Origin of the sequence: Allobosea sp. Tri-44 (genome assembly GCF_004123845.1) — a bacterium.
Classification (GTDB): domain Bacteria; phylum Pseudomonadota; class Alphaproteobacteria; order Rhizobiales; family Beijerinckiaceae; genus Allobosea.
Genome location: NZ_NBDP01000003.1, coordinates 814,998 through 838,634 on the forward strand (window position 1 = coordinate 814,998; position 23,637 = coordinate 838,634).

Sequence of the window (23,637 nt, forward strand, 5' to 3'; positions counted from 1 at the left end):
TCAGCTCTTCAGCGGCACCCAGATCTCGACGATGCCGTTGCCGGTCGCGCCGTCGAAGCGCTGGTCCATGCGCTCGAGCGTCACGCCCATGGCCGGCTCGCGGCCCGATTTCGGTAGCCAGTCGCGCCAGATCGCCTCATAGGTCTGCTTGATTCCGGTGATGTGGCCGCTGTGTTCGAAGACGGCGCAGAGCTGTTCGGGCACGCTCAGCCGCGCGAACTCGTCCGGCAGATCGCTGAAGGACGAGACCTCGGCACCGGCGATATAGTCGAAGGCGCCGACATCGTCGCAATTATAGCTCGCGCCATAGGCGACATAACCCTTCTGGTCGGGGATATGGCCGAAATGCGGAACGATCTTCTGCCAGAGCAGCGGGATGCCTTGCGTGTTGTCGACCGAGAAATGGCCGTTGAAGCCGGCGATCAGGATCGGCTTGCCGGTGACAAGGCGTGGTTCGGCGAGGGGGATTCGAGTTGCGGCGTGCATGGACAGTGGCTCCACGAGAGCAAGGGATGAAAGGTCACGCCTGGCGCGCAGTTCTTCCGGCGTGATGCCGAACTGCTCGCGGAAGGCGCGGGTGAAGGCCTCGTGAGAGCCATAGCCCCAGTCGAGCGCGACCTGGAGGATGTCGGGCGCGCCGTTCGCCAGCTGGCGCGCCGCTTCCGAGAGCCGGCGCTCGCGGACATAGCGCATCACCGAGCGGCCGGTCGCCACGCCGAAGGCGCGGCTGAGATGGAAGCGCGAGACGCCGCTCACCTCCGCGATCTCGTCGAGCGAGAGCTCGGAGGCGAAGCGGCTTTCGATGCACCAGAGGGCTTTCTTGATCGGGTCCATGGCTCACTCACGAAACGCCGGCACCATGGCGGAGGCAAGACGGCCGCGCTTGATCGGGATTGCTGCTGCCTACGATCGCGAGGCCTTGACGGCATCGAGGAAGGCACGCAGCGCCGGCGGCACGGCGCGATGTCCGGGATAGTAGATCGCGATCCGTTCGGGAGCGGGCGTCCAAGCTGCCAGAACCTGGCGCAGGTGCCCGTGAGCCAACGCTACCTCGGCAGCCGGACTGGCGACATAGGCGATTCCCAATCCTTTGATCGCGGCATCCACCATCAGTTCCTCGTCGTCGAGAATGATCGGGCCGGCTGCCTCGATCGTCAGCGCCTGTCCGGCCCGCTCGAACTCCCAGCGATAGAGTTTGCCGCCCGGCACGCGGTGGCCGATGCAGCGATGGCGCGTCAGTTCGTCGGGTGTGGCCGGCTCACCAAAACGTTCGAGATAGGCCGGTGACGCGACGCAGATGAAGCTGACCTCGCCGGCGAACGGTACGGCGATCATATCCTTTGGAATCGAGTCGACCAGCCGCACGCCGGCATCGAACCCGGCCGAAACGATGTCGATCAGCTTCCCTTCGACGACGAGGTCGACCACGACATCGGGAAAGCGCTCCGCCATCACAGGCAGGACGTCGCGGACCAGAAGCGAAGCCCCCAGTCGCGGTGCATTGATCCGTACGGTTCCGGCCACGCTTCCGCGAAAGGTGGCGATGCTGTCGAGTGCTTCGTCCAATGTTGCGAGCGCCGGCTGAAGACGGGATAGCAGCTCGAAGCCGGCTTCCGTCGGCGAAACACTGCGCGTCGTGCGGTTGAGCAGACGCACGCCCATGCGCTCCTCGAGGGCACGCATCGCATGGCTCAGGGTGGATGGCGCCGTGCCGAGCTCATCCGCGGCGCGCCGGAAGCTGCGGCGGGTCGCGACGGTGACGAAAGCGGTGAGGTCGTGGAGCGAATGACGGGCCATTGCTGGTCAATCTGCATCTGCCCGTGTCGATTTCAACGGCTAATGCAAACAATGGTTGCCCGCTATCTCCTGTCGGCAAGAGCGAACCGCGCGGAAAGGCCGCCTGCGTTCGCAGCCCATGAAAGGAATCGACATGGCCAAGCGCGACGCGATTTTCCCCGCCGATCGACATGCCCTCTATGATCTTCATCAGTATTCCGCCGCCATCCGGCATGGCGATCTGCTCTTCATCTCAGGGCAAGTCGGCAGCCGCGAGGACGGAACGCCCGAACCGGTGTTCGAGGATCAGGTCCGGCGGGCCTTTGCCAATCTGCGTGCCGTGCTGGCGGCGGCAGGCGCGAGCTTCGACGACGTGATCGACGTCATCTCCTTCCACACCGACCCGCAGTCGCAGTTCGACACGGTACTGGCCGTCCGAGCCGAGGAAATCGGTGATCCGCCCTATCCGACGTGGACCGCGGTCGGCGTGACCTGGCTCGCCGGGTTCGACTTCGAGCTCAAGGTGGTCGCCCGCATTCCGGCAGCGGCCGGCAGCGGCGCAGGTTCGCAAGGCTGAGTGTCGCCTCAGCCCGCCCGCAGCAGGCGGATCGCGACGTCGCGCTCGAACAGATAGAGCAGCGTCCGGATCGCCTGCCCGCGGGGCGTTTCCAGATGCGGGTCACGCTCGATCAGCAGGCGGGCATCGTCGCGCGCTGCCGCGAGCAGGTCGCCGTCGATCTCCGGCCTGGCGATACGCCAGTCCGGAGAGCCGGACTGCTTGGTGCCGAGCACCTCGCCTTCGCCGCGCAGGCGCAGATCCTCCTCGGCGATGCGGAAACCGTCCTCGGTCTCGCGCAGGATGGTGAGACGCGCCTCCGCAACCGGCCCGAGCGGGCCCTTGTAGAGTAGCAGGCAGGTCGAGGCGGCACTGCCTCGACCGATCCGCCCGCGCAATTGGTGAAGCTGGGCGAGGCCGAAGCGCTCGGCATGCTCGATCACCATCACCGAGGCATTGGGCACGTCGACGCCGACCTCGATCACCGTGGTCGAGACCAGCACACGCGTCTGTCCGCCGGAGAAAGCGGCCATAGCCGCGTCCTTGTCGCGCCCGGGCATCTGGCCGTGCAACAGGCCGACCTTGTCGCTGAACTCTTCCTGCAGCGCCTCGAAGCGCTCCTGCGCCGCCGCAACGTCGAGCGTGTCGGATTCCTGCACCAGCGGGCAGACCCAGTAGACCTGCGCACCGGCATCGATCGCCCGGCCGACCGCGCCGACGACTTCGTCATAGCGCTCGGAGGAAATTGCTTTGGTCGCGATCGGCTTGCGGCCGGCTGGCTTCTCGGCGAGGATCGAGATGTCCATGTCGCCGAACCAGGTCAGCGAGAGCGTGCGCGGAATCGGCGTCGCCGTCATCACCAGGATGTCGACCGCTTCGCCCTTGGCACCGAGCAGCAGGCGCTGGTGCACGCCGAAACGATGCTGCTCGTCGACCACGGCAAGCGCCAGGTCACGGAAGGCGACACCCTCCTGGAACAGGGCGTGGGTGCCGACCGCGATGTCGATCTCGCCATTCGCCAGCCCTTCCAGCACCTGCCGGCGTCCGGCGCCCTTCTCACGGCCGGTCAGCAAGGCGAGCTTGAGGCCGACCTTGTCCGCCAAGGGAGCCAGTCGCTCGGCATGCTGGCGGGCGAGGATCTCGGTCGGCGCCATCAGCACCGATTGCCTGTTGGCTTCGGCGGCGGCAGCCATCGCCATCAGCGCGACGACGGTCTTGCCCGAACCGACATCGCCCTGGAGCAGGCGCAGCATGCGCTCGGGCTTTTCCATGTCGTCATGGATGTCGGCGATCGCCTTGCGCTGGCCATCGGTCAGCGTGAAGGGCAGGGCGGTCTCGATGGCGCGGCGTAAGGCGCCGTCGCCGGCCGTCGCGCGGCCAGCTGCCTTCTTCTGCTGCCGGCGCACTAGCGCGAGCGCGATCTGGCTCGCCAGCAGTTCGTCATAGGCGATGCGCCGGCGCGCGACCGTGTCGCCCTGCGCGGCCTTGAGGTCGACTGGGTGGTGGAGAGCATGAATGGCATCGCGGAAGGGCGCGAAGTCGTTGCGCGCCAGGAAAGCGCCGTCCTGCCATTCCGGCAATTCCGGGCAGCGCTCGGCCGCGCCGGCGGCGATGCGCGCCATGATGCGCCCGCCGACGCCCTCCGTCAGGCCGTAGACCGGCTCGACCGAGGGCATGGTCGCGGCGAGCTTGGGATCGAGGACACGGTCGGGATGCACCATCTGGCGCATGCCGTCCCAGAGTTCGAGCTTGCCCGAGATCAGGCGATAGGCGCCGATCGGCAGGGTCTGCAGGAGATGGCGGACATCGGCGTGGAAGAAGACCAGCGTCACATCGCCGGTCTCGTCCTCGACGATGATGCGATAGGGCGCCTTGGCCTTGGTCGGCGGGGCAGGGCGGTGCTCGGTGACCCGCGCCGAGAAGGTCGCGATCTCGCCGATCGGGGCCTCGGCGATGCTCTCGCTCGGCCGTCGATCGATCGCGCCGGTCGGCAGATGGAAGAGCAGGTCGATGACGCGAGCTGCGTGCGTCTCGTCACCCAGCAGCTTGTCGAGCGCCTTGGCGAGCTTGGGGCCGACGCCGGACAGCGCTGTGGCGGGGGCGAAGAGCGGATCGAGAGCGGATGGACGCAATGGCTTCACGGCATGTCAGGAGTGCGGGATCAGCGGCGTATCAGCCGCTGACTTCGCGTTGTCGGCTCGCTATATAGCCCGCGACGGCAGGCTCCGCGATGGGGCCGGCCCCATTCCTATTTTTTGCGAGGCCGATGATGAGTGGCTCGACCCGTAGCAGCGAAGGTCTCGACCCGCGCCGGCGCAAGATCCTGTTCCGCGCCTGGCATCGCGGCATGCGCGAGACCGATCTGATCATGGGCCGCTTCGCCGATTCGCAGATCGGCGCGCTCAGCGAGGCCGAGCTCGACGAGTTCGAGCGCCTGATCGAGGTGCTCGACCGCGACCTGCTGAGCTGGATCACCGGCGAAGCGCAGGTGCCGGAAAACTATGACAGCGACGTGTTCCGGCGGCTGAAGGCCTTTCATCAGCACGATAAGCCAATCCATGTCTGAACTGCCGTCATGGTCGGGCTTGCCCCGACCATCTCGGAAACCAGTGCGCTCTCGTCCTGAGATTCTCGGGACAAGCCCGAGAATGACGCCTGAGAAAATCGCCCGATGAGCATTCCCCCGCCCGCCCAGATCGCCAAGCCGCAGCTCGAGCGCGTCCTCGATGCGTTGAATCGTGGCGACAAGCCGACGCTCGCCGGCGTGCCCGATGGCTTCGACGCGGTCATCCTCGCCGACCTCACCCGCGCCCGGGCGAAGAAGTCGGAAGGGCCGGCGCTGATCGTCTTCGTCGCGCGCGACGGCCAGCGCCTGCAGGTGCTGGAGAACGCGCTCGCCTTTGTCGCGCCCGATCTCGAGGTGATGAGCTTCCCGGCCTGGGACTGCCAGCCCTATGACCGGGTCTCGCCGGCGCCCTCCATCGTCGCGCATCGCATGACGACGCTGTCACGGCTCGCCAGGACCAAGTCGGGCGACAAGCCGCGCCTGTTGCTGACGACGGTCAATGCCGCGCTGCAGCGCGTGCCGGCTTTCGGCAAGGTCGCCTCCGAGAGCTTCTCGGCCGCACCGGGCAACATGGTCGATACCGAGGAGCTGGCACGCTGGCTCGACGTCAACGGCTATATGCGAACTTCGACCGTGCGCGAGACCGGCGAGTTCGCCGTGCGCGGCGGCATCGTCGACCTCTTCCCGCCGGGCATGCCGGCGCCGATCAGGCTCGACTTCTTCGGCGATACGCTCGAATCGATCCGCACCTTCGATCCGGAGACGCAGCGCACCACCGGGCAATTGCGCGGGCTCGACCTCGTGCCAATGTCCGAAGCGCAGATGACGAGCGACAGCATTCGCCGCTTCCGCCAGTCCTATATCGCGACCTTCGGCACGCCAGGCCGTGACGACACGCTCTACGAGGCTGTGAGCGAGGGCCGGCGCCCGGCGGGCCTTGAGCACTGGCTGCCGCTGCTGGCCGAGAAGCTCGACACGCTCTTCACCTATCTGCCGGATGTCCCGATCGTGCTCGACCATCAGGCCGAGGATGCGGTCGGCGAACGCATCAGCCTGATCAAGGACTATTACGACGCCCGCAGGAGCGCGCTCGGCCAGCCCTCGCCGGGCTCGATCCCCTACAAGCCGCTGCCACCGGAGGCGCTCTATCTCTCGCCGGCTGATTGGCGCGGCATCGTCGGGGAGGCCGGTGTCGCCTCGCTGACGCCGTTCCAGCTGCCAGAGAGCGAAGGCAAGCTCGTCGTCGATCTCGTCGGCAAGCAGGGCCGCAGCTTCGCAGCCGAGCGTGCCGACAATGCCGGCAGCGTCTTCGATGCGGCTGTCGCCCATGTGAAAGCACTGGAGGCGGACGGGCGGCGCGTCATCCTCGCCGCCTGGTCCGAAGGCTCGCGCGAGCGCCTTGCCCATGTGCTGGCCGATCACGGTCTCAAAAGCGTGCAAATGACCGGCTCACTGCGAGCTGCGTTCGACCTCAAGCCCGGCACCACCGCATTGGCTGTCTGGGGCTTCGAGACCGGTTTCGAGGCGGGGAAGCTCGCCGTCATCGGCGAGCAGGACATTCTGGGCGACCGGCTGGTGCGACCGCGCCGCAAGACGCGCCGGCCGCAGGACTTCATCAACGAGCTGTCATCGCTGACGCCCGGCGACATCGTCGTCCATGTCGACCATGGCATCGGCCGCTTCGTCGGCCTGCAGACGATCACGGCCGCCGGGGCGCCGCATGACTGCCTCGAAATCCATTATGCCGGCGACGCCAAGCTGTTCCTGCCGGCGGAGAATATCGAGCTTCTATCGCGCTACGGCTCGGAGGACACCGAGGGCGTGCTCGACCGGCTCGGCGGTGGCGGCTGGCAGGCGCGCAAGGCCAAGCTGAAGCAACGCATCCGCGAGATGGCGGGCAAGCTGATCCAGATCGCTGCTGCCCGTGCGCTCAAGGAGGCGCCGCGCCTCGTGCCGCAGGATGGGCTCTATGACGAGTTCTGCGCCCGCTTCCCCTATGAGGAGACCGAGGACCAGCAGAACACCATCGATGCCGTGCTCGACGACATGGCGGCCGGCCGCCCGATGGACCGCCTGGTCTGCGGCGATGTCGGCTTCGGCAAGACGGAAGTTGCGCTCCGCGCCGCCTTTACCGCGGCGCTCGCCGGCAAGCAGGTCGCGGTCGTGGTGCCGACGACGCTCTTGGCGCGCCAGCACTACCGCAACTTCGCCGAGCGCTTCGCCGGCCTGCCGGTCAAGGTCGGCCAGGCCTCGCGCTTCGTATCGGCGCCCGATCTCAAGGCGGTGAAGCAGGGCATTTCCGACGGCACCATGGACATCACCGTCGGCACTCACGCTTTGCTCGGCAAGGGCATCGACTTCAAGGATCTCGGCCTCGTCATCGTCGACGAGGAGCAGCATTTCGGCGTCGCCCACAAGGAGCGGCTGAAGGAGATGCGCGCCGAGGTCCACATGCTGACGCTGACGGCGACGCCGATCCCGCGCACGCTCCAGCTCGCCATGACCGGGGTGCGCGAGCTCTCGATCATCGCGACGCCGCCGGTCGACCGCCTTGCGGTGCGCACCTTCGTCACCCCGTTCGATCCGCTGATCGTGCGCGAGGCGCTGCTGCGCGAACGCTATCGGGGAGGGCGCTCGTTCTATGTCGTGCCGCGCATCGAGGACATCGCCGAGGTCAAGGACTTCCTCGACAAGCAGGTGCCGGAGGCCAAGGTCGGCATCGCCCATGGCCAAATGGCGGCAGGCACGCTGGAAGACGTGATGACGGCCTTCTACGAGGGCCAGTACGACATCCTGCTCTCGACCACGATCGTCGAATCCGGGCTCGACATCCCGACGGCGAACACGCTGATCGTCCACCGCGCCGACATGTTCGGCCTGGCGCAGCTCTATCAGCTGCGCGGCCGCGTCGGCCGCTCGAAGGTGCGCGCCTATGCGCTCTTCACCGTGCCGGCCAACCGCAAGCTGACCGACCAGGCTGACAAGCGCCTGAAGGTGCTGCAATCACTCGATACGCTGGGCGCCGGCTTTCAGCTCGCCAGCCACGACCTCGACATCAGAGGCGCCGGTAACCTGCTCGGTGACGAGCAGTCCGGCCACATCAAGGAGGTCGGCTACGAGCTCTACCAGCAGATGCTGGAGGAGGCGGTGGCGGCGCTCAAGGCCGGCATCGAGATCGAGAGCGACGCGCAATGGTCGCCGACCATCCAGATCGGTGCACCGGTGATGATCCCCGAGCATTATATCGGCGATCTGACGCTGCGGCTGACGCTCTACAAGCGCCTCTCGACCATGGATGACGATGGCGAGCTGCAATCCTTCGGGGCCGAGCTGGTCGACCGCTTCGGCCCGCTGCCGGAGGAGGTCAAGCAGCTTCTGGAGATCGTCGCGATCAAGGCTTTGTGCAAGCGCGCCAATGTCGAGAAGGTCGAAGCCGGGCCGAAGGGCATCATCGTCGCCTTCCGCGACAACGAGCTCGCCAATCCGGAGGGGCTCGTCTCCTATGTCGCGAAGATCGGCACGCTGGCAAAAGTCCGTCCCGACATGCGTGTCGTCTTCATCGACGATCTGGAGAGCGCCGAGCAGCGGCTGACGGGTACGCGCCGGTTGCTGACCGATCTGGCGCGCATTGCCGAGCGGAAGAAGGCGGCGTAGGCACCTCTCGTCATTGCGAGCGAAGCGAAGCAATCCAGGAAGGCTTGGCGCAACGCTCTGCCGCTCCTGGATTGCTTCGTCGCTTCGCTCCTCGCAACGACGGTGAGGCTCAGCCCGGATTGCGTCGCCTGACCTCGACCCGTTCCGGCGCGTGCGTGATGACATCGACGATGGCGAGATCGGGCCGGTCGAGCTGCGGCAGGCCGTCGTCCTCACCGGCGCGGCGGGTGACGACGAGGCTGGTCAGTGTCTTATGGCTGCCGAGCTTCGAGCGGGCGAGTGCGGGCTCCATCGCAGCGGGAATGACGAGATGGACCATGCGGCCGCCTTCCAGGCAGGCGCGCAGGTCGTCGAGCATGAACAGGCCGAGCGGCAGCAGTTCGACGCCGGTGAGGAGCGCGATGCCGGGGCCGGTCGCGAGCGCTGCGAGGTCACCGCCGACCAGGGTGGTGATCAGACGCGCCGAGGCCAGCGGCTTCAGCACGCGTGAGATCTCGAGCGCCTTGGCCAGCACCTCCTTCTCGCTAACCTGGAACGGGCCGGCCAGGCTATGGCCGTCGACGACCCGGATTGGCGCCCGGATTGCGGCTGGCGGCAGAGCTGTCGGCGTGGCGCCATGGCCGAGCAGCGGTTCGAGGGCCGCGACGCCGTCCGGCACACGCGTCCCGAAACCGCCGATGAAGCGCATGCCGAAGGAGCGCGCCGCGACGTCGCGAAGCAGGTGCAGGGGCTGCAGGTCGCCGATCCGCGGCACGCCGAGCGCCATCACGGCACCGGAGCGCTCGATGATGGGAAGCAGTTCCGCCTCCTTGGCATGTGCCGGCAGGACCATCGGAGACAAGCCCGCCCGGAGACTGGCGAGAATCGAGATCAATGCCTCTGGACCGAGCGGGGCCAGGATCGCGACGCAGGCGCCGGGCTGGGGTTTGGCCAGCAGGAGCAGGTTGGCGAGCCGGTCGACGCGGCTATCGAGCTCGGCGAAACCGAAGGCGCCAGGCGCAAAATCGCTCCAGTCGCGCCGGCCGGGCGGGTCGCGAAAGGCCGGCTCATAGCCGCGGCGGGCGGCGAGCGCCTTGAGCAGGCTGTCGAAATCGAGCCCCTCGACCAGCGCGCCGATGGAGATTTCGTCAGAGCCCATCCGCATCGGCCGGCCTAGTTGGCGGGCGCCGACGGGGCAGGCAGCCGCGCCAGCGTCTCGGTGGAGAAGAAATAGGTCGGTCGCCGCTGGGGCAGGGTGATCTCGCGCGATCGTGCCAGCCACGTTTCGGGCAGGTAGTAGAGTGGCACGGCGTAGAAGCCCGAGAGCAGCAGCCGGTCGAGCGTGCGCACAGCGGCAACAAAGCCCTCGCGCGAGCGCGCCGCCAGCAGCGCCTGCAGCGTCGCGTCGATCGCCGGCGAGCGCACGCCGGCATAGTTCAGCGCGCCCTTGCGTTCGGCATTGGCCGAACCCCAGCGGCCGACCTGTTCGTTGCCCGGCGAGGCCGAGGCCGGCCAGGTCCACTGGATCATGTCGAAATCGAAGGTCGAAAGCCTGCGCCAGTATTGGACGTCGTCGATCAGCCGGACCGTGACCGCGATGCCGAGCCGGGCGAGCGAGGTCGCATAGTTCAGCGCCAGCCGCTCCTGCGGCCGATTGGTCACGGTGATCTCGAAGCTAAAGGCATCGTCTTGGCCGTTCTTCTGGCCGCCCTTGCGCAATTGCCCGTCGCTCAGTCGGTAGCCCGCGGCCTCAAGCAGATCGAGCGCGCGGCGAGCCAGGTCGCGGTCACGGCCGGAGCCGTCGCTTGCGGCAGGAGCCCATGTCCCTGCGAGTATGTCGTCACGCACGGTGCCGGGGAAAGCTGCGAGCAGCGCCTTCTCGCGCTCATCGGCCGGGACACCCAGCGCCGAGAGTTCGCTGTCGGCGAAGAAGCTGCCAGCGCGGCGATAGACGCCGTGGAACAGGTTGCGGTTGGCCCATTCGAAATCGAACAGCATGGCCAGCGCCTCGCGGACGCGGATATCGGCGAATTGCGGGCGGCGTGTGTTGAAGACCAGGCCGGTCATGCCCTTCGGCGTCTGGAAGCGCAGCGTATCGCGTATAATCCGGCCGTCGCGCACCGCCGGGACGTCGTAGCCAGTCATCCAGCGCGTCGGGTCACTTTCGAGACGGACATCATAAAGACCTGCCTTGAAAGCTTCAAACAAGGCGTTGGAATCGCGGTAGAAATCGTATCGGATCTCCTCGGCGTTGAAGAGCCCGCGGGTGAGAGGATGATCCTCGGCCCAGAAATCCTTGCGGCGCTTCAACCGCAGCATCTCGCCGGGCTTGATCTCGTCGACCAGGTAGGGGCCGGAGCCGAGCGCCGGCTTGAAACTGGTGTCGCCGAATTTTTCAGCGTCGGTGGCGTGCCTGGCGAAGATCGGCATGGCGCCGATGACCAGCGGAAGCTCACGATTGGAGCCGTCGCCGAGCTCGAAGACGACGCGATCGGGCGAGGATGCTTCGGCCTTGGTCACCCGCGCCAGACTTGAGCGGTGGAACGGCTTGCCCTTGGTCTTCAGCATCTCGAAGGTGAAGATCACATCCTGCGCGGTGACCGGCTTGCCGTCGGAGAAGCGGGCGCGCGGATCGATCTGGAAGGCGAGCAGGGTTCGCTCCGGATTGAGCTCGACTTTGCTTGCCAGCAGGCCATAGGCCGTGAACGGTTCGTCGGCGGAGCGGAAGAGCAGGCTTTGCTGGACATAGCGCGGCACCGCGTCCGGGGCGACGCCGAGCACGACCAACGGGTTGAGGCTGTCGAAGGTGCCCTGCTGGCCGAAGATGATTCGCCCGCCCTTGGGCGCCTTTGGATCGGCATAAGGCAGGTGCTCGAAGCCCTTGGGCAGGGCAGGTTCGCCGTGCATGGCGATCGCGTTGTCGTTCTCGGCAGCAGTCGCGCGCGCTCCGCCCACGAGGCCGAACGCCGCGAGGCTCGCAAGCACGAGCCCGAAAAGCCAAGCCGGGCGCGCCGAGGCGCTGATGCGTCGATACATGCTCAAACCTGATTCCCTGCCGTAGGATAACATGCGATCAAACTTGTCGCGCCGCGCTCTTCGGGCTGGAAACCGGCGAAAGAAGTCGCTAAACGCAGGGCCGGGCGTCATTCAAACGCCTCAATCGCGCTTGATGTGCTCACGCCACCATCGGCTCCGGCACCTTGCCGGTTGAGCGCTTGGGTGATGCACGCCGCCAGATGCGGCAGCCGAACAAGTTTCCATGGTCAAGGAACCGCAGATGTCAGCTTCGACCCGCCTGTCCCAGAGCCAGGGCGCCACCGCGAAGAGCACGGTCCGCAGCCTCGCGCTCGTGCTGGGCGCCGCCGTTGCTCTCGCTCCCTTTGCTTCCTTCGCGCAGCAGGCCCAGCCGCAGCGCCCGGCGAGCCGCCCAGCCCAGCCGGCGCAACAGCCCGCTCCCGCGCAGCAGCCGGCCCAGGGCCAGGCGGCGCAGACCGGCCCGACCGTCGTTCAGGTCAAGCCCGAGCCCTCGCAGACGACCTGGACCAAGGTCTGCGGCAAGGACCAGGCCGCCAACAAGGAAATCTGCTACACCACGCGCGACTTCGTCTCGGATCAGGGCCAGCCGGTGCTCGCCGTCGCGGTCTATGACGTGAAGGGCGATCCCAACAAGATCGTGCGCTTCCTGATGCCGCTCGGCCTGCTGCTGCAGCCCGGCATCCGCTTCGGCGTCGACACCGCGCAGCCAACGCCGGGTCGCTATGCGGTCTGCTTCCCGAATGGCTGCTTCGCCGAGGCGCAGGTCAAGGACGACTTCATCAACGCGATGAAGAAGGGCACCAACCTCAACATCAGCGTCCAGAACCAGGCGGCCCGCGAGGTTTCCTTCTCGATCCCGCTCTCGGACTTCGCCAAGGGCTTCGACGGCGCGCCGATCGACCCGAAGGTGCTGGAAGAGCAGCAGAAGGCTCTGCAGGACGAGCTCGCCAAGCGCCAGGAGGAGTTGCGCAAGCGTCTCGGCGGCGGCGCGGCCGATGCCACCCCCGGCGCAGCACCGGCTCCGGGTACGCCGGCGGTCCCCGGTCTGGCTCCGGCTCCGGGCGCGACGCCCGCTCCGGCTCCGAGGCCCTGATCTGCCGATCAGACCAAATGATTATCGACGCCGGGCCTCGCGCCCGGCGTTTTCGTTTGGTCAGGAGGTCGTGCGCTCGGCGCGCTTGACCTGCTGCCAGAGCGCCTCCAATTCCTCGAGCGAGGCCTGCCCTGGCTCGCGCCCCTGGCGTTCCAAAGCGGCCTCGATGCCGCCGAAGCGCCGCTCGAACTTGGCGTTGGCCGCGGTGAGGCAAGCCTCCGGATCGGCGTCGACATGGCGGGCGAGGTTGGCGATCACGAAAAGCAGGTCGCCGATCTCCTCCTTGATCGCAGCCTTGTCGCCACCGGCGAGCGCTTCGTCGATCTCGGCGGTCTCCTCGCGGATCTTGTCCAGCACCAGCCGGGCATCGTTCCAGTCGAAGCCGACGGTCGACGCCTTGGCCTGGAGCTTCCAGGCGCGGGTGAGCGAGGGCAGGGTGGTCGGCACGCCGGCGAGCACACCTTTGGCGTCAGCGGGCTCAGGAAGCCCGGCCTCAGCGCGCGCACGCGCCTTGTCCGCCTTTTCCTGTGCCTTGATTTGCCCCCAGAGCGCTTTCACCTCGGCCGGTGACAGGTCGCGGGCCTCGCCGAAGACGTGCGGGTGCCGGCGAATCAGCTTGGTGGTGATCGCCTCGACCACATCGGGGAAAGCGAAGGAGCCTTGCTCCTGCGCCATGCGGGCGTGGAACACGACCTGCAGCAGGAGGTCGCCGAGCTCGTCCTTGAGGTCGACGAGGTCGCCGCGGGCGATCGCGTCGGCAACTTCATAGGCTTCTTCGACGGTATAGGGCGCGATCGAGGCGAAATCCTGCTCAAGATCCCAAGGACAGCCCGTGCCCGGTGTCCGCAGGGCTGCCATGATCTCGATCAGGCCGGCAATGTCACGCGAAGGCTTCATCGCTGCAATTCTCTTCGGGTTGGGCTAGCCTCCTCCCATGATTCAAGTCACCCCGTCCATTGCGATCGACGAGAGCGAGATCGAGGAGAGCTTCGTGCGCGCCTCCGGCCCGGGCGGGCAGAACGTCAACAAGGTCTCGAGCGCGGTCGAGCTCAGATTCGATGTTCGCCGCTCGCAATCGCTTCCCAACGATGTGGCGATCCGCCTGATGAAGCTCGCCGGCAGCCGACTGACGCAGGACGGTGTCATCGTCATCTCGGCACAGGAGCATCGCAGCCAGAGCCGCAACCGCGAGGAGGCGCTGGCGCGGCTGATCGAGCTGATCCGGAAGGCCGAGGTGCGGCCGAAGGTGCGCAGGGTGACCAAGCCGACCAAGGCCTCGAAGGAGCGGCGCCTCGCCTCGAAGGAGCGGCGCTCCTCGGTCAAGTCGGGCCGAGGCAAGCCGAGCTTCGACTAGAGCCGGATGATTTCAGATGGAATCGCAAGGCGCTTCCATCTGAAATCTGAATCCGTCTCTCATCAAAGAGTTAGAGCAGGATCAATGCGAAAAACCGGTTCCCTCTTTTTCGCATCCTGCTCTAGCGTGACGTGGAGGCGGGACGGAGAGGCGGCGCCTAGAGAGCGACCGGCGCCGAGGCGGGTCGATACGGCTTATCTCAGGCGCGCCGCCCTCTACTATCTCGAACGCTATTCGGTGCCTGAGGCGCAATTGCGCCGCGTCCTGCAGCGCAAGATCGACCGAAGCTGCCGGCATCATGATCTCGATCCGCTGGAGTTTTCCGCAGCGGTGGACGAGATCGTCGCGTCCTGCGTTGCTTCCGGCCTGGTCGACGATCGCCGCTTCGCCGAGGCGAGGGCGCAGAGCCTGCGTCGCAAGGGGCGTTCGGCGCGCGCCGTTGCGGCAGGGCTTGCTGCCAAGGGCGTCGGGCGAGAGCTCGTCGCCGAGATGGTTGTCCCCGATGAGGACGCCGACCTGACGGCGGCGCGCATCGCCGCCCGGCGCAAGCGCCTGGGACCATGGAGCCGCGGCGACAGGGCTGCGCAACGCCAGAAAGACATCGCGACGCTAGCGCGCGCCGGCTTCAGCCTGACGATCGCCCGCACCGTGATCGACGGCGCGGGCGAGGGCGTGTGACCACCCGTTCGCTCAGTCGGGCTTGACGTTGGCCTCGGCCACAACCTTGCCCCAGCGCGCCACCTCCAACTTGACGAAGTCGCCGAAGGCCGGCCCGTAAAGGTTCGGGATCTCCGAGCCGTTCCTCTTCCAGGCCTCGCTTACCATCGGCACGGCCAGCGCCTTCTGCAGCTCGGCGGTCATCCTGGCGACGATCTCCGGCGGCGTGTTCTTCGGCGCCCACATCGCATACCAGGTCGAGACCTCGTAGCCCGGCACGCCGGCTTCGGCGGTGGTCGGCACGTCGGGGAAGGCGCTGGCGCGCTTGGGCGCGGCGACAGCGAGCGCGCGCAGCGTGCCGCTGGATATCTGTGCAGCAGAGGAGCCGAGACCGTCGAAGGCGAGATCGACCTGGCCGGCGACGAGGTCCTGCATCAGCGGACCAGCGCCGCGATAGGGCACGTGGGTCAGATTCACCTTCGTGGTGAGCTTGAAGAGCTCGCCGGCGAGGTGGTGCGTGGTGCCGTTGCCGGCCGAACCGTAGTTCAGCTTGTCAGGGTTCTTCTTGGCGTAGTCGATCAGCTCGGCCAGCGTCTTGGCCTGGACCTTGCCCGGGTGGACGACCACGACCTGCGGCGGCTGGGCGATCACCCCGATCGGGATGAAGTCGGTTTGGATGTTGTAGTCGAGCCTGGGATAGAGCGCCGGCGCGATGGCGTGGTGCGCGGCGCCGATGAAGAAGGTGTAGCCGTCGGGCGTCGCCTTGGAAGCGGCAGAGGCACCGACAGTACCGCCGGCGCCGCCGCGGTTGTCGATCAGGATGCGCTGGCCGAGCTGCTGTTCGAGCTGGGCGGCGAGGGGGCGGGCGAAGGCGTCGGTGCCGCCGCCGGCCGGGAACGGCACGATAAAGCTGACCGGCTTCTGCGGCCAGGATTGGGCCGTCGCCGGAGTCGCCGGGACAAGCTGAGCAAAGGTGGCGAGCGCAAGCGCGCCGAGCCAGCCGGACTTCAACATCGAACAGACCTCCCTTGAGATTTTCCCGGGCTCTTCAAGGCCCTTGCGATGGCGCTTCGTGCGATTGCCGAGCGTTTCGGAGATTAGCGCATCGCCATACCGAAATGGCAACCCGACGAAAGCAGGGTCTGCCAGGTCGGCAGTGTCGCCGGTGGCTCACTGCGACTGCGACCATGGATAGCGCTGAACCAGGGAGCTCAGGGCCCAATCGGACGATGCTGAGATCGCTGCGAGGAAGCAGGGAGGCTTCGCCGCAACTGGAGAGGTTGGTCAGTCAACCGGTTCCGAGGAGAGGCTCGATGCTCGCAATGTCGAGGCAAGCTTGATTCGCATAAGACATATTATGGAACTTAAATTGATGCACAGATATGGGCTTGGAGCCTCAACCGAACTCAGATGCTGATCGTCATGCCATCGAATGCCGGTTCAATGTTATCCGGCAAGCGCTTGGACAGGCTGGAGTAATCGAGATCGACGTGCAGGTTCGTCAGGATCGCGCGGCGCGGCTTCAGCTGCGCGATCGCCTCCAGCGACTGCTCCAAATTGAAGTGGCTCGGATGCGGCGCTTCGCGGAGCGCATCGAGGATCAGCACGTCGAGCCCGCTCATCGCCGCCACTGATTCCGGTGGGATCGCGCTGACATCCGGTGCATAGCCGAGCCCGCCGAAGCGGAAGCCGAGCGCATTATAGTTCGGGCCATGCTCAAGCCGGAACGGCAGCGTCTCGATCATACCGCCGGGGCCATCGATCGCCAGCGTCGCGCCGGCGGCCAGCGGTGCGAGATCGAGGATCGGCGGGTACAGGCTGCCGGGCGGCGTCTCGAACAGATAGGCGAAGCGCTCCCGCAGCGTTGCTCCGGTCACCGCGTCGGCATGGACCGGTATGCGCTTGCGCATGTGCAGAACGAGCGCGCGCAGATCGTCGATGCCGTGGGTGTGGTCGGCATGGTCGTGGCTGAACAGCGTCGCATCGAGCCGCGCGACGTTTGCGGACAGAAGCTGCTCGCGAAGGTCCGGCGTGGTGTCGATCAGAACGCTCGTCGTGCCGCTTGGCCCGCGGCGCTCTACCAGTAGCGAGCAGCGGCGGCGTCGGTTCTTCGAATTGTCCGGGTCACAGGCGCCCCAGCCGGAGCCCGGCCGCGGGACGCCGCCGGATGAGCCGCAGCCGAGGATGGTGACGGTCAGGCTCATGCGGTGCGGCCGGCCTCAGGCGACCTTCGCCACAGGCGCGGCGTGGTCCATCTTCCAGTAGCAGCGCCTGGCGTTCTCCGTGGTGATCCGTGCGATCTCGTCGAAAGACACGCCCTTGACGTCAGCGAGAACCTTCGCAGTTTCAACAACATAGGATGGTTCGTTACGCTTGCCGCGATAAGGGGTCGGGGCGAGATAGGGCGCATCGGTCTCGACCAGCAGGTGCTCCAGCGGGATGTCGCGGGCGATCGCGCGTAGCGCTTCGGACGTCTTGAAGGTCAGGATGCCCGAGAAGGAGATGTAGCAGCCGAGCTCGACGCCGGTGCGGGCCAGCATTTCGCCTGCGGTGAAGCAGTGCAGGATGGCAGGGAAGGCGCCCTTCCCCATTTCCTCGCGCAGGATCGCCGCCATGTCCTCGTCGGCTTCGCGCGAATGGATCACCAGCGGTAGCTGGGTCTGGCGCGCGGCCTCGATGTGCGTGCGCAAGCCCTGTTCCTGCGCCTCGCGCGGGCTCTTGTCGTAGTGATAGTCGAGCCCGGCCTCGCCGATGGCGACGCAGCGCGGATGGCGCGACAACTCCACCAGTTGCCCGGCGGTGACGTCGAGCTCCTCATGGGCCCCGTGCGGATGCGTGCCGACCGTGCACCAGACGGCAGGGAAACGCTCGGCCAGCGCCGTATAGGTCGCAAAGCGCGCGACACGGGTCGAGATCGTCACCATCCGGCCGACGCCGGCCGCTTCGGCGCGGCGGACATAGGCTCCGATATCCTCGGCGAAATCCGGGAAATCGAGATGGCAATGCGTATCGATCAGCATCAGGCCGCCTCGCCGCCTTCCGGCTCGACATAGCGCGGGAAGACCGCGCTAGGCGCCGGCAGGGCCGTGCCAGCGACAAGGCGGCCAGCCTCGCCGAGCGCCGCGAAATCGCGCGCTCCGCCGGGAACAGCCAGCAGGTCGAGCAGCTTCGCCATGGCCTGCGGCATCACCGGCTGGACCAGGATCGCGATCTGCCGGATCGTCTCGATCGTGACGTAGAGCACCGTATCGCGCCGGGCCGGGTCGCTCTTGGAGAGCTTCCACGGCTCGTTGTTGGCGAAATAGCGGTTGGCCTCGGCGACCACGGCCCAGATATCGGCGAGCACGACATGCAGGGCGAAATCCTGCATGGCGGCGCGCGTCTTCGCCAGGAGCCCGTCGGCCTGCGCCAGCATGGCAAGGTCGCCTTCCGCCAGCGCGCCGGCCGGCGGCACCCTGCCCTCGCAGTTCTTGGCGATCATCGACAGCGAGCGCTGTGCCAGATTGCCGAGATCATTGGCGAGGTCGGCATTGATGCGCCCGACGATCGCCTCATGGCTGTAGTTGCCGTCCTGGCCGAACGAGACCTCGCGCAGGAAGAAATAGCGCAGCTGGTCGACGCCATAGGCATCGGCGAGATCGAACGGGTCGACGACGTTGCCGACCGATTTCGACATCTTCTCGCCTTTGGAGAGCAGGAAGCCGTGACCGTAAACGCGCTTCGGCAGCGGCAGGCCGGCCGACATCAGCATCGCCGGCCAATAGATCGCGTGGAAGCGCACGATGTCCTTGCCGATGATATGGACATCTGCCGGCCAGAAGCGCCAGCGCGGGTCGTTTCCATCGGGGAAGCCGCAGCCGGTGACGTAGTTGTTGAGTGCGTCGACCCAGACATACATCACATGCTTCGGGTTACCGGGGACCGGCAGTCCCCAGTCGAAGGTGGTGCGGCTGATCGAGAAGTCCTGCAGGCCGCTCTTGGCGAAACTGACAACCTCGTTCCTGCGTGTGTCAGGACCGATGAACTCCGGATTGGCCTCGTAGTGCGCCAGCAACTTGTCCTGGTAGGCCGAGAGCCGGAAGAAATAGCTTTCCTCCTCGGTCCATTCGACCGGCGTGCCCTGCCCGCCGATGCGGATGCCATCGGCGTTGAGATGGGTCTCTTCCTCGCCGTAATAGGCCTCGTCGCGCACCGAGTACCAGCCGGCATAACGGTCGAGGTAGATGTCGCCATTGGCCTCCATCCGCCGCCAGAGCTCCTGGGTCGACGGGAGATGGTCGGCATCGACCGTGCGGATGAAGCGGTCATAGGCGCAGTTCAGCGCGTCGGCCATCGCCTTGAAGCGCGGCGCTGTCCGATCGACCAGCTCCTTCGGCGTCAGGCCTTCCTTGGCCGCGGCCTGGAAGATCTTCAGGCCGTGATCGTCGGTGCCGGTCTGGAAATAGACGTCGAAGCCGTCGAGCCGCTTGAAGCGGGCGATCGCGTCGGCCGCCACGACTTCATAGGCGTGACCGATATGCGGCGCGCCGTTCGGATAGGAGATCGCCGTCGAGATGTAGAAGGTGGGGGCCGAGGCCATAGCTGTCCGGTTTCGTATCGTTGTCAGGCCGCGCGCGAGCGGGAAACCGCCTCCGACAGATCGTGAAACAGCGACATGACGAGGGGGCGGCGATCGAGATTATAGGTTTCGACCTCGTTCGCGGCGCGTGCAAGTCTCTCCCACACCTCCGCAAGGGGCGCAAGCCGGGCCGGGCCGGCGGCGGCATGCGCATAAAGATGGGCGCCGAGCCAGCCCTGCACGGTCTCGATCATGACGGCGAAATCGGCCTCGCCCGCCCTGCCCGCGACATCCTCGCCAAGCGCCAGCAGCGCCGTAAGATCGATCGCGGGCAATGCGTCGAGCCGCGCCCTCACCGCCTCGACCAGCGCCAGCGTCTCGGGATCGACATAGGTCAGCGCCCGTTTGACCGAGCCTTCGGACAAGGATGCGGCCCGTTCGAGCGCCGAAGCGTCGTAGGGCAGGCGCATGCGCTCCAGTGCAATCCCGCCGGCTTTGGCGACGTCATCCTCGCCCAGCGGTTCGAAGGCGAGCAGCCGGCAGCGCGAGCGGATTGTCGGCAAGACGCGGCCGGGCGCATGGGCGACGATCAGGAAAAGGCAACGCGGCGGCGGTTCTTCCAGCAGCTTCAGCAGTGCATTGGCGCCCGGGCGGTCGAGGTCCTCGGCGGAATCGACGATGGCGACGCGCCAGCCGCCCTCGCCCGCGCTGGAGCCGAAGCGGTCGATGACCCGGCGCACCAGATCGACCGGGATGTTGCTGGTGAAGCTCTTGCCGTCCGGCTTGGCGATACGGCGCAGGAGGTGCAGATCCGGATGCGACTGCGCCGCGACCTTGCGGGTGGCACCGTTCTCCTCCGGCATGGCAAGGTCACGGGCAGCCTCCGCGCGACGCAGCGGGTCACCTTCGAGCATGAAGCGGGCGGCGCGGTAGGCGAAGCTCGCCTTGCCAATGCCTTCCGGGCCGCCGAGCAGCCAGCCATGGTGCATGCGGCCGGAGCGCAGCGCCGTCAGGAAAGCCTTTTCCTGGCGCTGATGGCCGATGAGCGCCAGCGTCTCGCGCGGATGCGGCGCGTTCGGCAGGCGGTCGGGGTCGTTGCTTGATTCGATCATGCCGGCGCAATCTGCGGCAAGGGCAGCCGGCTGGAAAGCGCCTCCCAGGCCTTCTCCGCCAGGATCTCCGGTGTGAGGCTGGCATCGAGTACGACGCAGCGCTGCGGTTCCGCCGCGGCGATGTCGAGAAAGCCCTGGCGTAGGCGGCGGTGAAACGCGATCGTTTCGCTCTCGAAACGGTCCGTGGCCTCGCCCGGCTTGCGGCGGCGGGCAGCGCGCGCCAGCCCGGTCTCGGGCGCGAGGTCGAGGATGAAGGTCAGCTCCGGCATCAGCCCGGCGATCGCGACCGCCTCCAGAGCCGCGAGCTTGTCTGCGGCGATCTCGCCAAGCGTGCCCTGGTAGACGCGCGTCGAATCGATGAAGCGGTCGCAGATCACCCAGGCGCCGCGCGCCAGCGCCGGCTTGATCCGGCTGTCGACATGGTCGATGCGGGCGGCCTGGAACATCAGCGCCTCGGCAAAAGCGCCATAGGGCTTGATCTTGCCGGCGAGCAGAGCCTCGCGAATGCGCTCCGCCTTGGACGAGCCACCGGGCTCGCGCGTCAACTCGACGGTGCGCCCCAGTGCCTCGAGCCGCGCCGCGAGCGCCTTGGCGAGGGTCGACTTGCCGGCCCCTTCCCCGCCCTCGAGCGTGATGAAATGCCCAGCGGGCCGCGCTTTCGCTTTCGCCACGCTCAGCTCCGCTTGAAGGCCTTGCGGACCCAGCCGGTCGCGGCCTCCATCAGCGCGTCGAGGGCACGCCGCTGCAGACTGCCGACCGCAACCGTCTCGGCGGCGTAAAGCGGAAGCTCGAGCGTCTTGATCTCGCCGCGTGTGACCAGCAGACGCGCAACCTCCGCCCCTTCCGCCACGGGCGCTTGCAAGGGCCCGCGATAGACGATGCGGGCGGCGAGACGCTCGCTGCTGCCGCGCGGCACAAGCAAATTGACCGGCCCCTTGGCCTTGAGTGCGACGCGGCCCTTCTCGCCGCCGAAGACGCTGGCCTCGCCGACCGTCTCGCCCTCGGCGAAGACCTGTTTCTGCTCGAAGGACCGGAAGCCCCATTCGAGCAGCTTGCGGGCCTCGCTGGCGCGATCACGCGCATTCTTCAGCCCGTTGACGACGACGATCAGCCGCTGGCCCTTCTGCACCGCCGAACCGACGAGGCCATAGCCGGTTTCGTCGATATTGCCGGTTTTCAGGCCGTCGGCGCCGATATCCATGGCGAGCAGCGGGTTACGGTTGCTCTGCTTGATCTTGTTCCAGGTGAAGTCGCGCTGGCCAAAGAGCCTGTAGAGCTCCGGATAGGTCTTGATGATGTGATCGGAGAGGAAGGCAAGCTCGCGCGCCGTCACCTTCTGCTGCGGATCGGCCATGCCACTGGCGTTGCGGAACTGCGACTTCGTCAGGCCGAGCGCATGGACGCGTTCGGTCATCACCCTGGCGAAGCTGGCCTCGTCGCCGGCGACAGCCTCAGCGAGCGCGATCGCGGCGTCGTTGCCGGACTGCACAATCAGGCCCTGCAGGATATCGCCGAGCTTCACCCGGCTGTTGACGATGGCGAACATGGTCGAGCCGCCGGAGATGCCGCCACCCTTGCGCCAGGCGTTCTCCGAGATCGAAATCTCGGTCTCCAGCGTCATCTTGCCGGCAGCGATCTCCTGGAAGGCGACCAGCGCGGTCGCGAGCTTCACCATGCTCGCCGGCACCATCAGCTCGTCGGCAGCCTTCTCGTAGAGCACGGCGCCGCTCGCGGAATCGAGCAGGAGTGCATAGGGCGCAGCCGACTGGAACGCCTGTGCGCGAACAAGGCCCGGCGCAAGCGCGAGTAACATGGCGAGCAGAGCGAGAATTCCGCGCAGAACCCGCGGAACATGAGCGCGCACCATCACTGATCGACCTTGCGTCATAGCGTGATCAGATGATGTGCGGTTCCGGGCGGTCAAGCCCGGGCTTGACTCAATTCCGCGCCAGCGGCTGCAGCGTCTGCGCCTTCATGCTGCTGAAGCTGGCGCGCGGCACCGGCAGCGGCGCGTTGACCGCGGCCGGACGCAGCACCGGGACCGGCTTGCCGGCATTTGCGATCGTGTCGAGATCGAACGGGCGAGAGGGCGGCAAGCGAACGCCGCTGACAGGAACGCCCACTGCTGATGATGTTGCGACGCTGGCAACGATCGGGCTCTGCGCCGCGATCGTGCGCGGCTGCTCGGGGGCATAGGCTTGTACGACCGGTTGGGCCATGACCGGAGCCGGCTCGGCCCGGGCAGGCGCGGGAGCCGGCCTTGCGGGTTCGTCGTCGAGATCCGGCCCAGAGGAACGGCCGAGATCGACCTGCTGCGCAGCGCTCGCGATCATGGTGCGGCTGCTCTGGCCCGGGATCGAGGCCGGCGAGCCGTCGGTGCGCAGCGAAGCGAGCAGCATCTGGTCGTCGGATCCGGCGAGCGAGGCCTGGCCGAGATACTCGATCTTGACGCGTGCCGTGCCAAGATGGCGGAAGGCGAGCGCATCGGCCGTCTTCTGCGAGACGTCCATGACGCGCCCGCCATGGAACGGGCCGCGATCGTTGACGCGCACGATGATCGAACGGCTGTTGGTGACGTTGGTGACGCGGGCATAGGCCGGCAGCGGCATGGTCGGGTGCGCCGCGCTGATGCTCATGCGGTCATAGACTTCGCCATTGGCGGTGCGGCGGCCGTGGAAAGCCTCGCCATACCAGGAAGCCGTCCCGACTGCGGTGAAGCCGACCGGCTTCTCATAGGGCGTGTAGCGCTTGCCGGCGACGGTGTAGCTGCGGCCGATCAGCTCGCGGCCGCCACCTTTCGGCACCGGCTGCCCTTCTTCGACCACACGCGCACTGGCGGGACCGTATTTCGAGGACGGGAAGGCGCCGATCTCTTTCGACTTGCCGCGGCGGGCGACCTGATCGTTGGCACAGTTCGCCAGGAACAAGCCTGCCAGCACGACACAGCCGAGGCGGGTCGCCGTGGAGAAGGATGAAGAGGCGCGCGGGGCGTCGTCGCAATTGGCCGCAGGGGGAATCACCGCCGGTGCCGAAGTGCTCGCGCCTCGCATCATGCCGCATTCCCGTTCGTCGCGCCGAAAACGCTACGCCGCCCCAGCCACCAGCGTGGCAAGGTCGCAGTTTTCGACCAGTTCCATTAAGGGATCGTTAAGCGGCGGAAGCGCGTACGCGCCACCGTCAACGGAAGCCCAGCCCGGCCTTTGGGCGGGCATAAAGGTGTCGGAAATGCGGCAACTGTCAATCCGCCACCTTCCCGGCGCCATTTTTCAGGGGAGCGTGACAGCTGCGCCACGCTT

Annotated in this window: 20 protein-coding genes; 6 read left to right on the forward strand and 14 right to left on the reverse strand. The window is 66.8% G+C overall.

Annotated features, from left to right (window positions below):
• Together B6S44_RS03930 and B6S44_RS03935 are read right to left on the reverse strand one after the other, a co-directional pair.
• Positions 1-834, reverse strand: coding sequence for an AraC family transcriptional regulator (locus B6S44_RS03930; protein WP_129155417.1), 834 nt, complete (start codon positions 832-834; stop codon positions 1-3).
• A gap of 69 nt (positions 835-903) precedes the next feature.
• Entirely contained in the window at positions 904-1,797 is an 894-nt protein-coding gene (locus tag B6S44_RS03935; protein ID WP_129155418.1) for a LysR family transcriptional regulator, read from the reverse strand.
• Positions 1,798-1,930: 133 nt separating this feature from the next.
• Here B6S44_RS03935 and B6S44_RS03940 point away from each other — a divergent pair, with 133 nt between their 5' ends.
• Positions 1,931-2,353, forward strand: coding sequence for a RidA family protein (locus B6S44_RS03940; protein ID WP_129155419.1), 423 nt, complete (start codon positions 1,931-1,933; stop codon positions 2,351-2,353).
• An 8-nt stretch (positions 2,354-2,361) separates the two neighbouring features.
• On the opposite strand, the gene recG is transcribed toward B6S44_RS03940, so the two are convergent.
• Positions 2,362-4,464, reverse strand: coding sequence for an ATP-dependent DNA helicase RecG (gene recG, locus B6S44_RS03945; RefSeq protein WP_129155599.1), 2,103 nt, complete (start codon positions 4,462-4,464; stop codon positions 2,362-2,364).
• Between the two features lie 137 nt (positions 4,465-4,601).
• On the opposite strand from recG, the gene B6S44_RS03950 reads away from it, so the two are divergent.
• Together B6S44_RS03950 and mfd are read left to right on the forward strand one after the other, a co-directional pair.
• Positions 4,602-4,898 (forward strand): FAD assembly factor SdhE, encoded by a 297-nt coding sequence (locus B6S44_RS03950; RefSeq protein ID WP_129155420.1) that lies wholly within the window; start codon positions 4,602-4,604, stop codon positions 4,896-4,898.
• Positions 4,899-5,003: 105 nt separating this feature from the next.
• Positions 5,004-8,552, forward strand: coding sequence for a transcription-repair coupling factor (gene mfd, locus B6S44_RS03955; RefSeq protein ID WP_129155421.1), 3,549 nt, complete (start codon positions 5,004-5,006; stop codon positions 8,550-8,552).
• Between the two features lie 109 nt (positions 8,553-8,661).
• Here mfd and B6S44_RS03960 read toward each other — a convergent pair whose 3' ends face one another.
• The gene (locus B6S44_RS03960; RefSeq protein ID WP_164985713.1) at positions 8,662-9,690 is read right to left on the reverse strand and encodes an AMP-binding protein; all 1,029 of its coding nucleotides are present in this window, start codon (positions 9,688-9,690) and stop codon (positions 8,662-8,664) included.
• Positions 9,691-9,704: 14 nt separating this feature from the next.
• Positions 9,705-11,567: an extracellular solute-binding protein gene (locus B6S44_RS03965; RefSeq protein WP_129155423.1), complete on the reverse strand. Its 1,863-nt coding sequence runs from the start codon at positions 11,565-11,567 to the stop codon at positions 9,705-9,707.
• A 241-nt stretch (positions 11,568-11,808) separates the two neighbouring features.
• Here B6S44_RS03965 and B6S44_RS03970 point away from each other — a divergent pair, with 241 nt between their 5' ends.
• Positions 11,809-12,660 carry an invasion associated locus B family protein gene (locus B6S44_RS03970; protein WP_129155424.1) on the forward strand — a complete coding sequence of 284 codons (852 nt, stop codon included), beginning with the start codon at positions 11,809-11,811 and terminating at the stop codon, positions 12,658-12,660.
• A gap of 60 nt (positions 12,661-12,720) precedes the next feature.
• On the opposite strand, the gene mazG is transcribed toward B6S44_RS03970, so the two are convergent.
• Positions 12,721-13,557 (reverse strand): nucleoside triphosphate pyrophosphohydrolase, encoded by an 837-nt coding sequence (gene mazG / locus B6S44_RS03975; RefSeq protein ID WP_129155425.1) that lies wholly within the window; start codon positions 13,555-13,557, stop codon positions 12,721-12,723.
• 37 nt (positions 13,558-13,594) lie between these two features.
• Here mazG and arfB point away from each other — a divergent pair, with 37 nt between their 5' ends.
• The gene (gene arfB / locus B6S44_RS03980; RefSeq protein ID WP_129155426.1) at positions 13,595-14,014 is read left to right on the forward strand and encodes an alternative ribosome rescue aminoacyl-tRNA hydrolase ArfB; all 420 of its coding nucleotides are present in this window, start codon (positions 13,595-13,597) and stop codon (positions 14,012-14,014) included.
• A gap of 126 nt (positions 14,015-14,140) precedes the next feature.
• Positions 14,141-14,692, forward strand: a complete 552-nt coding sequence (locus tag B6S44_RS03985) for a regulatory protein RecX (protein WP_248309425.1) — start codon at positions 14,141-14,143, stop codon at positions 14,690-14,692.
• Between the two features lie 12 nt (positions 14,693-14,704).
• On the opposite strand, the gene B6S44_RS03990 is transcribed toward B6S44_RS03985, so the two are convergent.
• The 8 genes from B6S44_RS03990 to B6S44_RS04025 form a co-directional block, all read right to left on the reverse strand.
• A complete protein-coding gene (locus B6S44_RS03990; RefSeq protein WP_129155428.1) occupies positions 14,705-15,685 on the reverse strand; it encodes a Bug family tripartite tricarboxylate transporter substrate binding protein in 981 nt (326 codons plus the stop codon).
• Between the two features lie 392 nt (positions 15,686-16,077).
• Positions 16,078-16,875, reverse strand: coding sequence for an MBL fold metallo-hydrolase (locus B6S44_RS03995; RefSeq protein WP_129155429.1), 798 nt, complete (start codon positions 16,873-16,875; stop codon positions 16,078-16,080).
• A 15-nt stretch (positions 16,876-16,890) separates the two neighbouring features.
• Positions 16,891-17,691: a TatD family hydrolase gene (locus B6S44_RS04000; RefSeq protein WP_129155430.1), complete on the reverse strand. Its 801-nt coding sequence runs from the start codon at positions 17,689-17,691 to the stop codon at positions 16,891-16,893.
• Positions 17,691-19,250: a methionine--tRNA ligase gene (gene metG, locus B6S44_RS04005; protein WP_129155431.1), complete on the reverse strand. Its 1,560-nt coding sequence runs from the start codon at positions 19,248-19,250 to the stop codon at positions 17,691-17,693. The genes B6S44_RS04000 and metG overlap by 1 nt, the downstream gene beginning before the upstream one ends.
• Positions 19,251-19,273: 23 nt before the next feature.
• On the reverse strand, positions 19,274-20,341 hold the full coding sequence (locus B6S44_RS04010) for a DNA polymerase III subunit delta' (protein WP_129155432.1): 1,068 nt from the start codon (positions 20,339-20,341) through the stop codon (positions 19,274-19,276).
• Positions 20,338-21,012: a dTMP kinase gene (tmk, locus tag B6S44_RS04015; RefSeq protein ID WP_248309426.1), complete on the reverse strand. Its 675-nt coding sequence runs from the start codon at positions 21,010-21,012 to the stop codon at positions 20,338-20,340. The genes B6S44_RS04010 and tmk overlap by 4 nt, the downstream gene beginning before the upstream one ends.
• A 2-nt stretch (positions 21,013-21,014) precedes the next feature.
• Complete coding sequence (locus tag B6S44_RS04020) at positions 21,015-22,208, reverse strand: D-alanyl-D-alanine carboxypeptidase family protein (protein WP_129155433.1); 1,194 nt, start codon at positions 22,206-22,208, stop codon at positions 21,015-21,017.
• A 70-nt stretch (positions 22,209-22,278) separates the two neighbouring features.
• A complete protein-coding gene (locus B6S44_RS04025) occupies positions 22,279-23,394 on the reverse strand; it encodes a septal ring lytic transglycosylase RlpA family protein (RefSeq protein ID WP_282568164.1) in 1,116 nt (371 codons plus the stop codon).
• Positions 23,395-23,637: the final 243 nt, after the last annotated feature.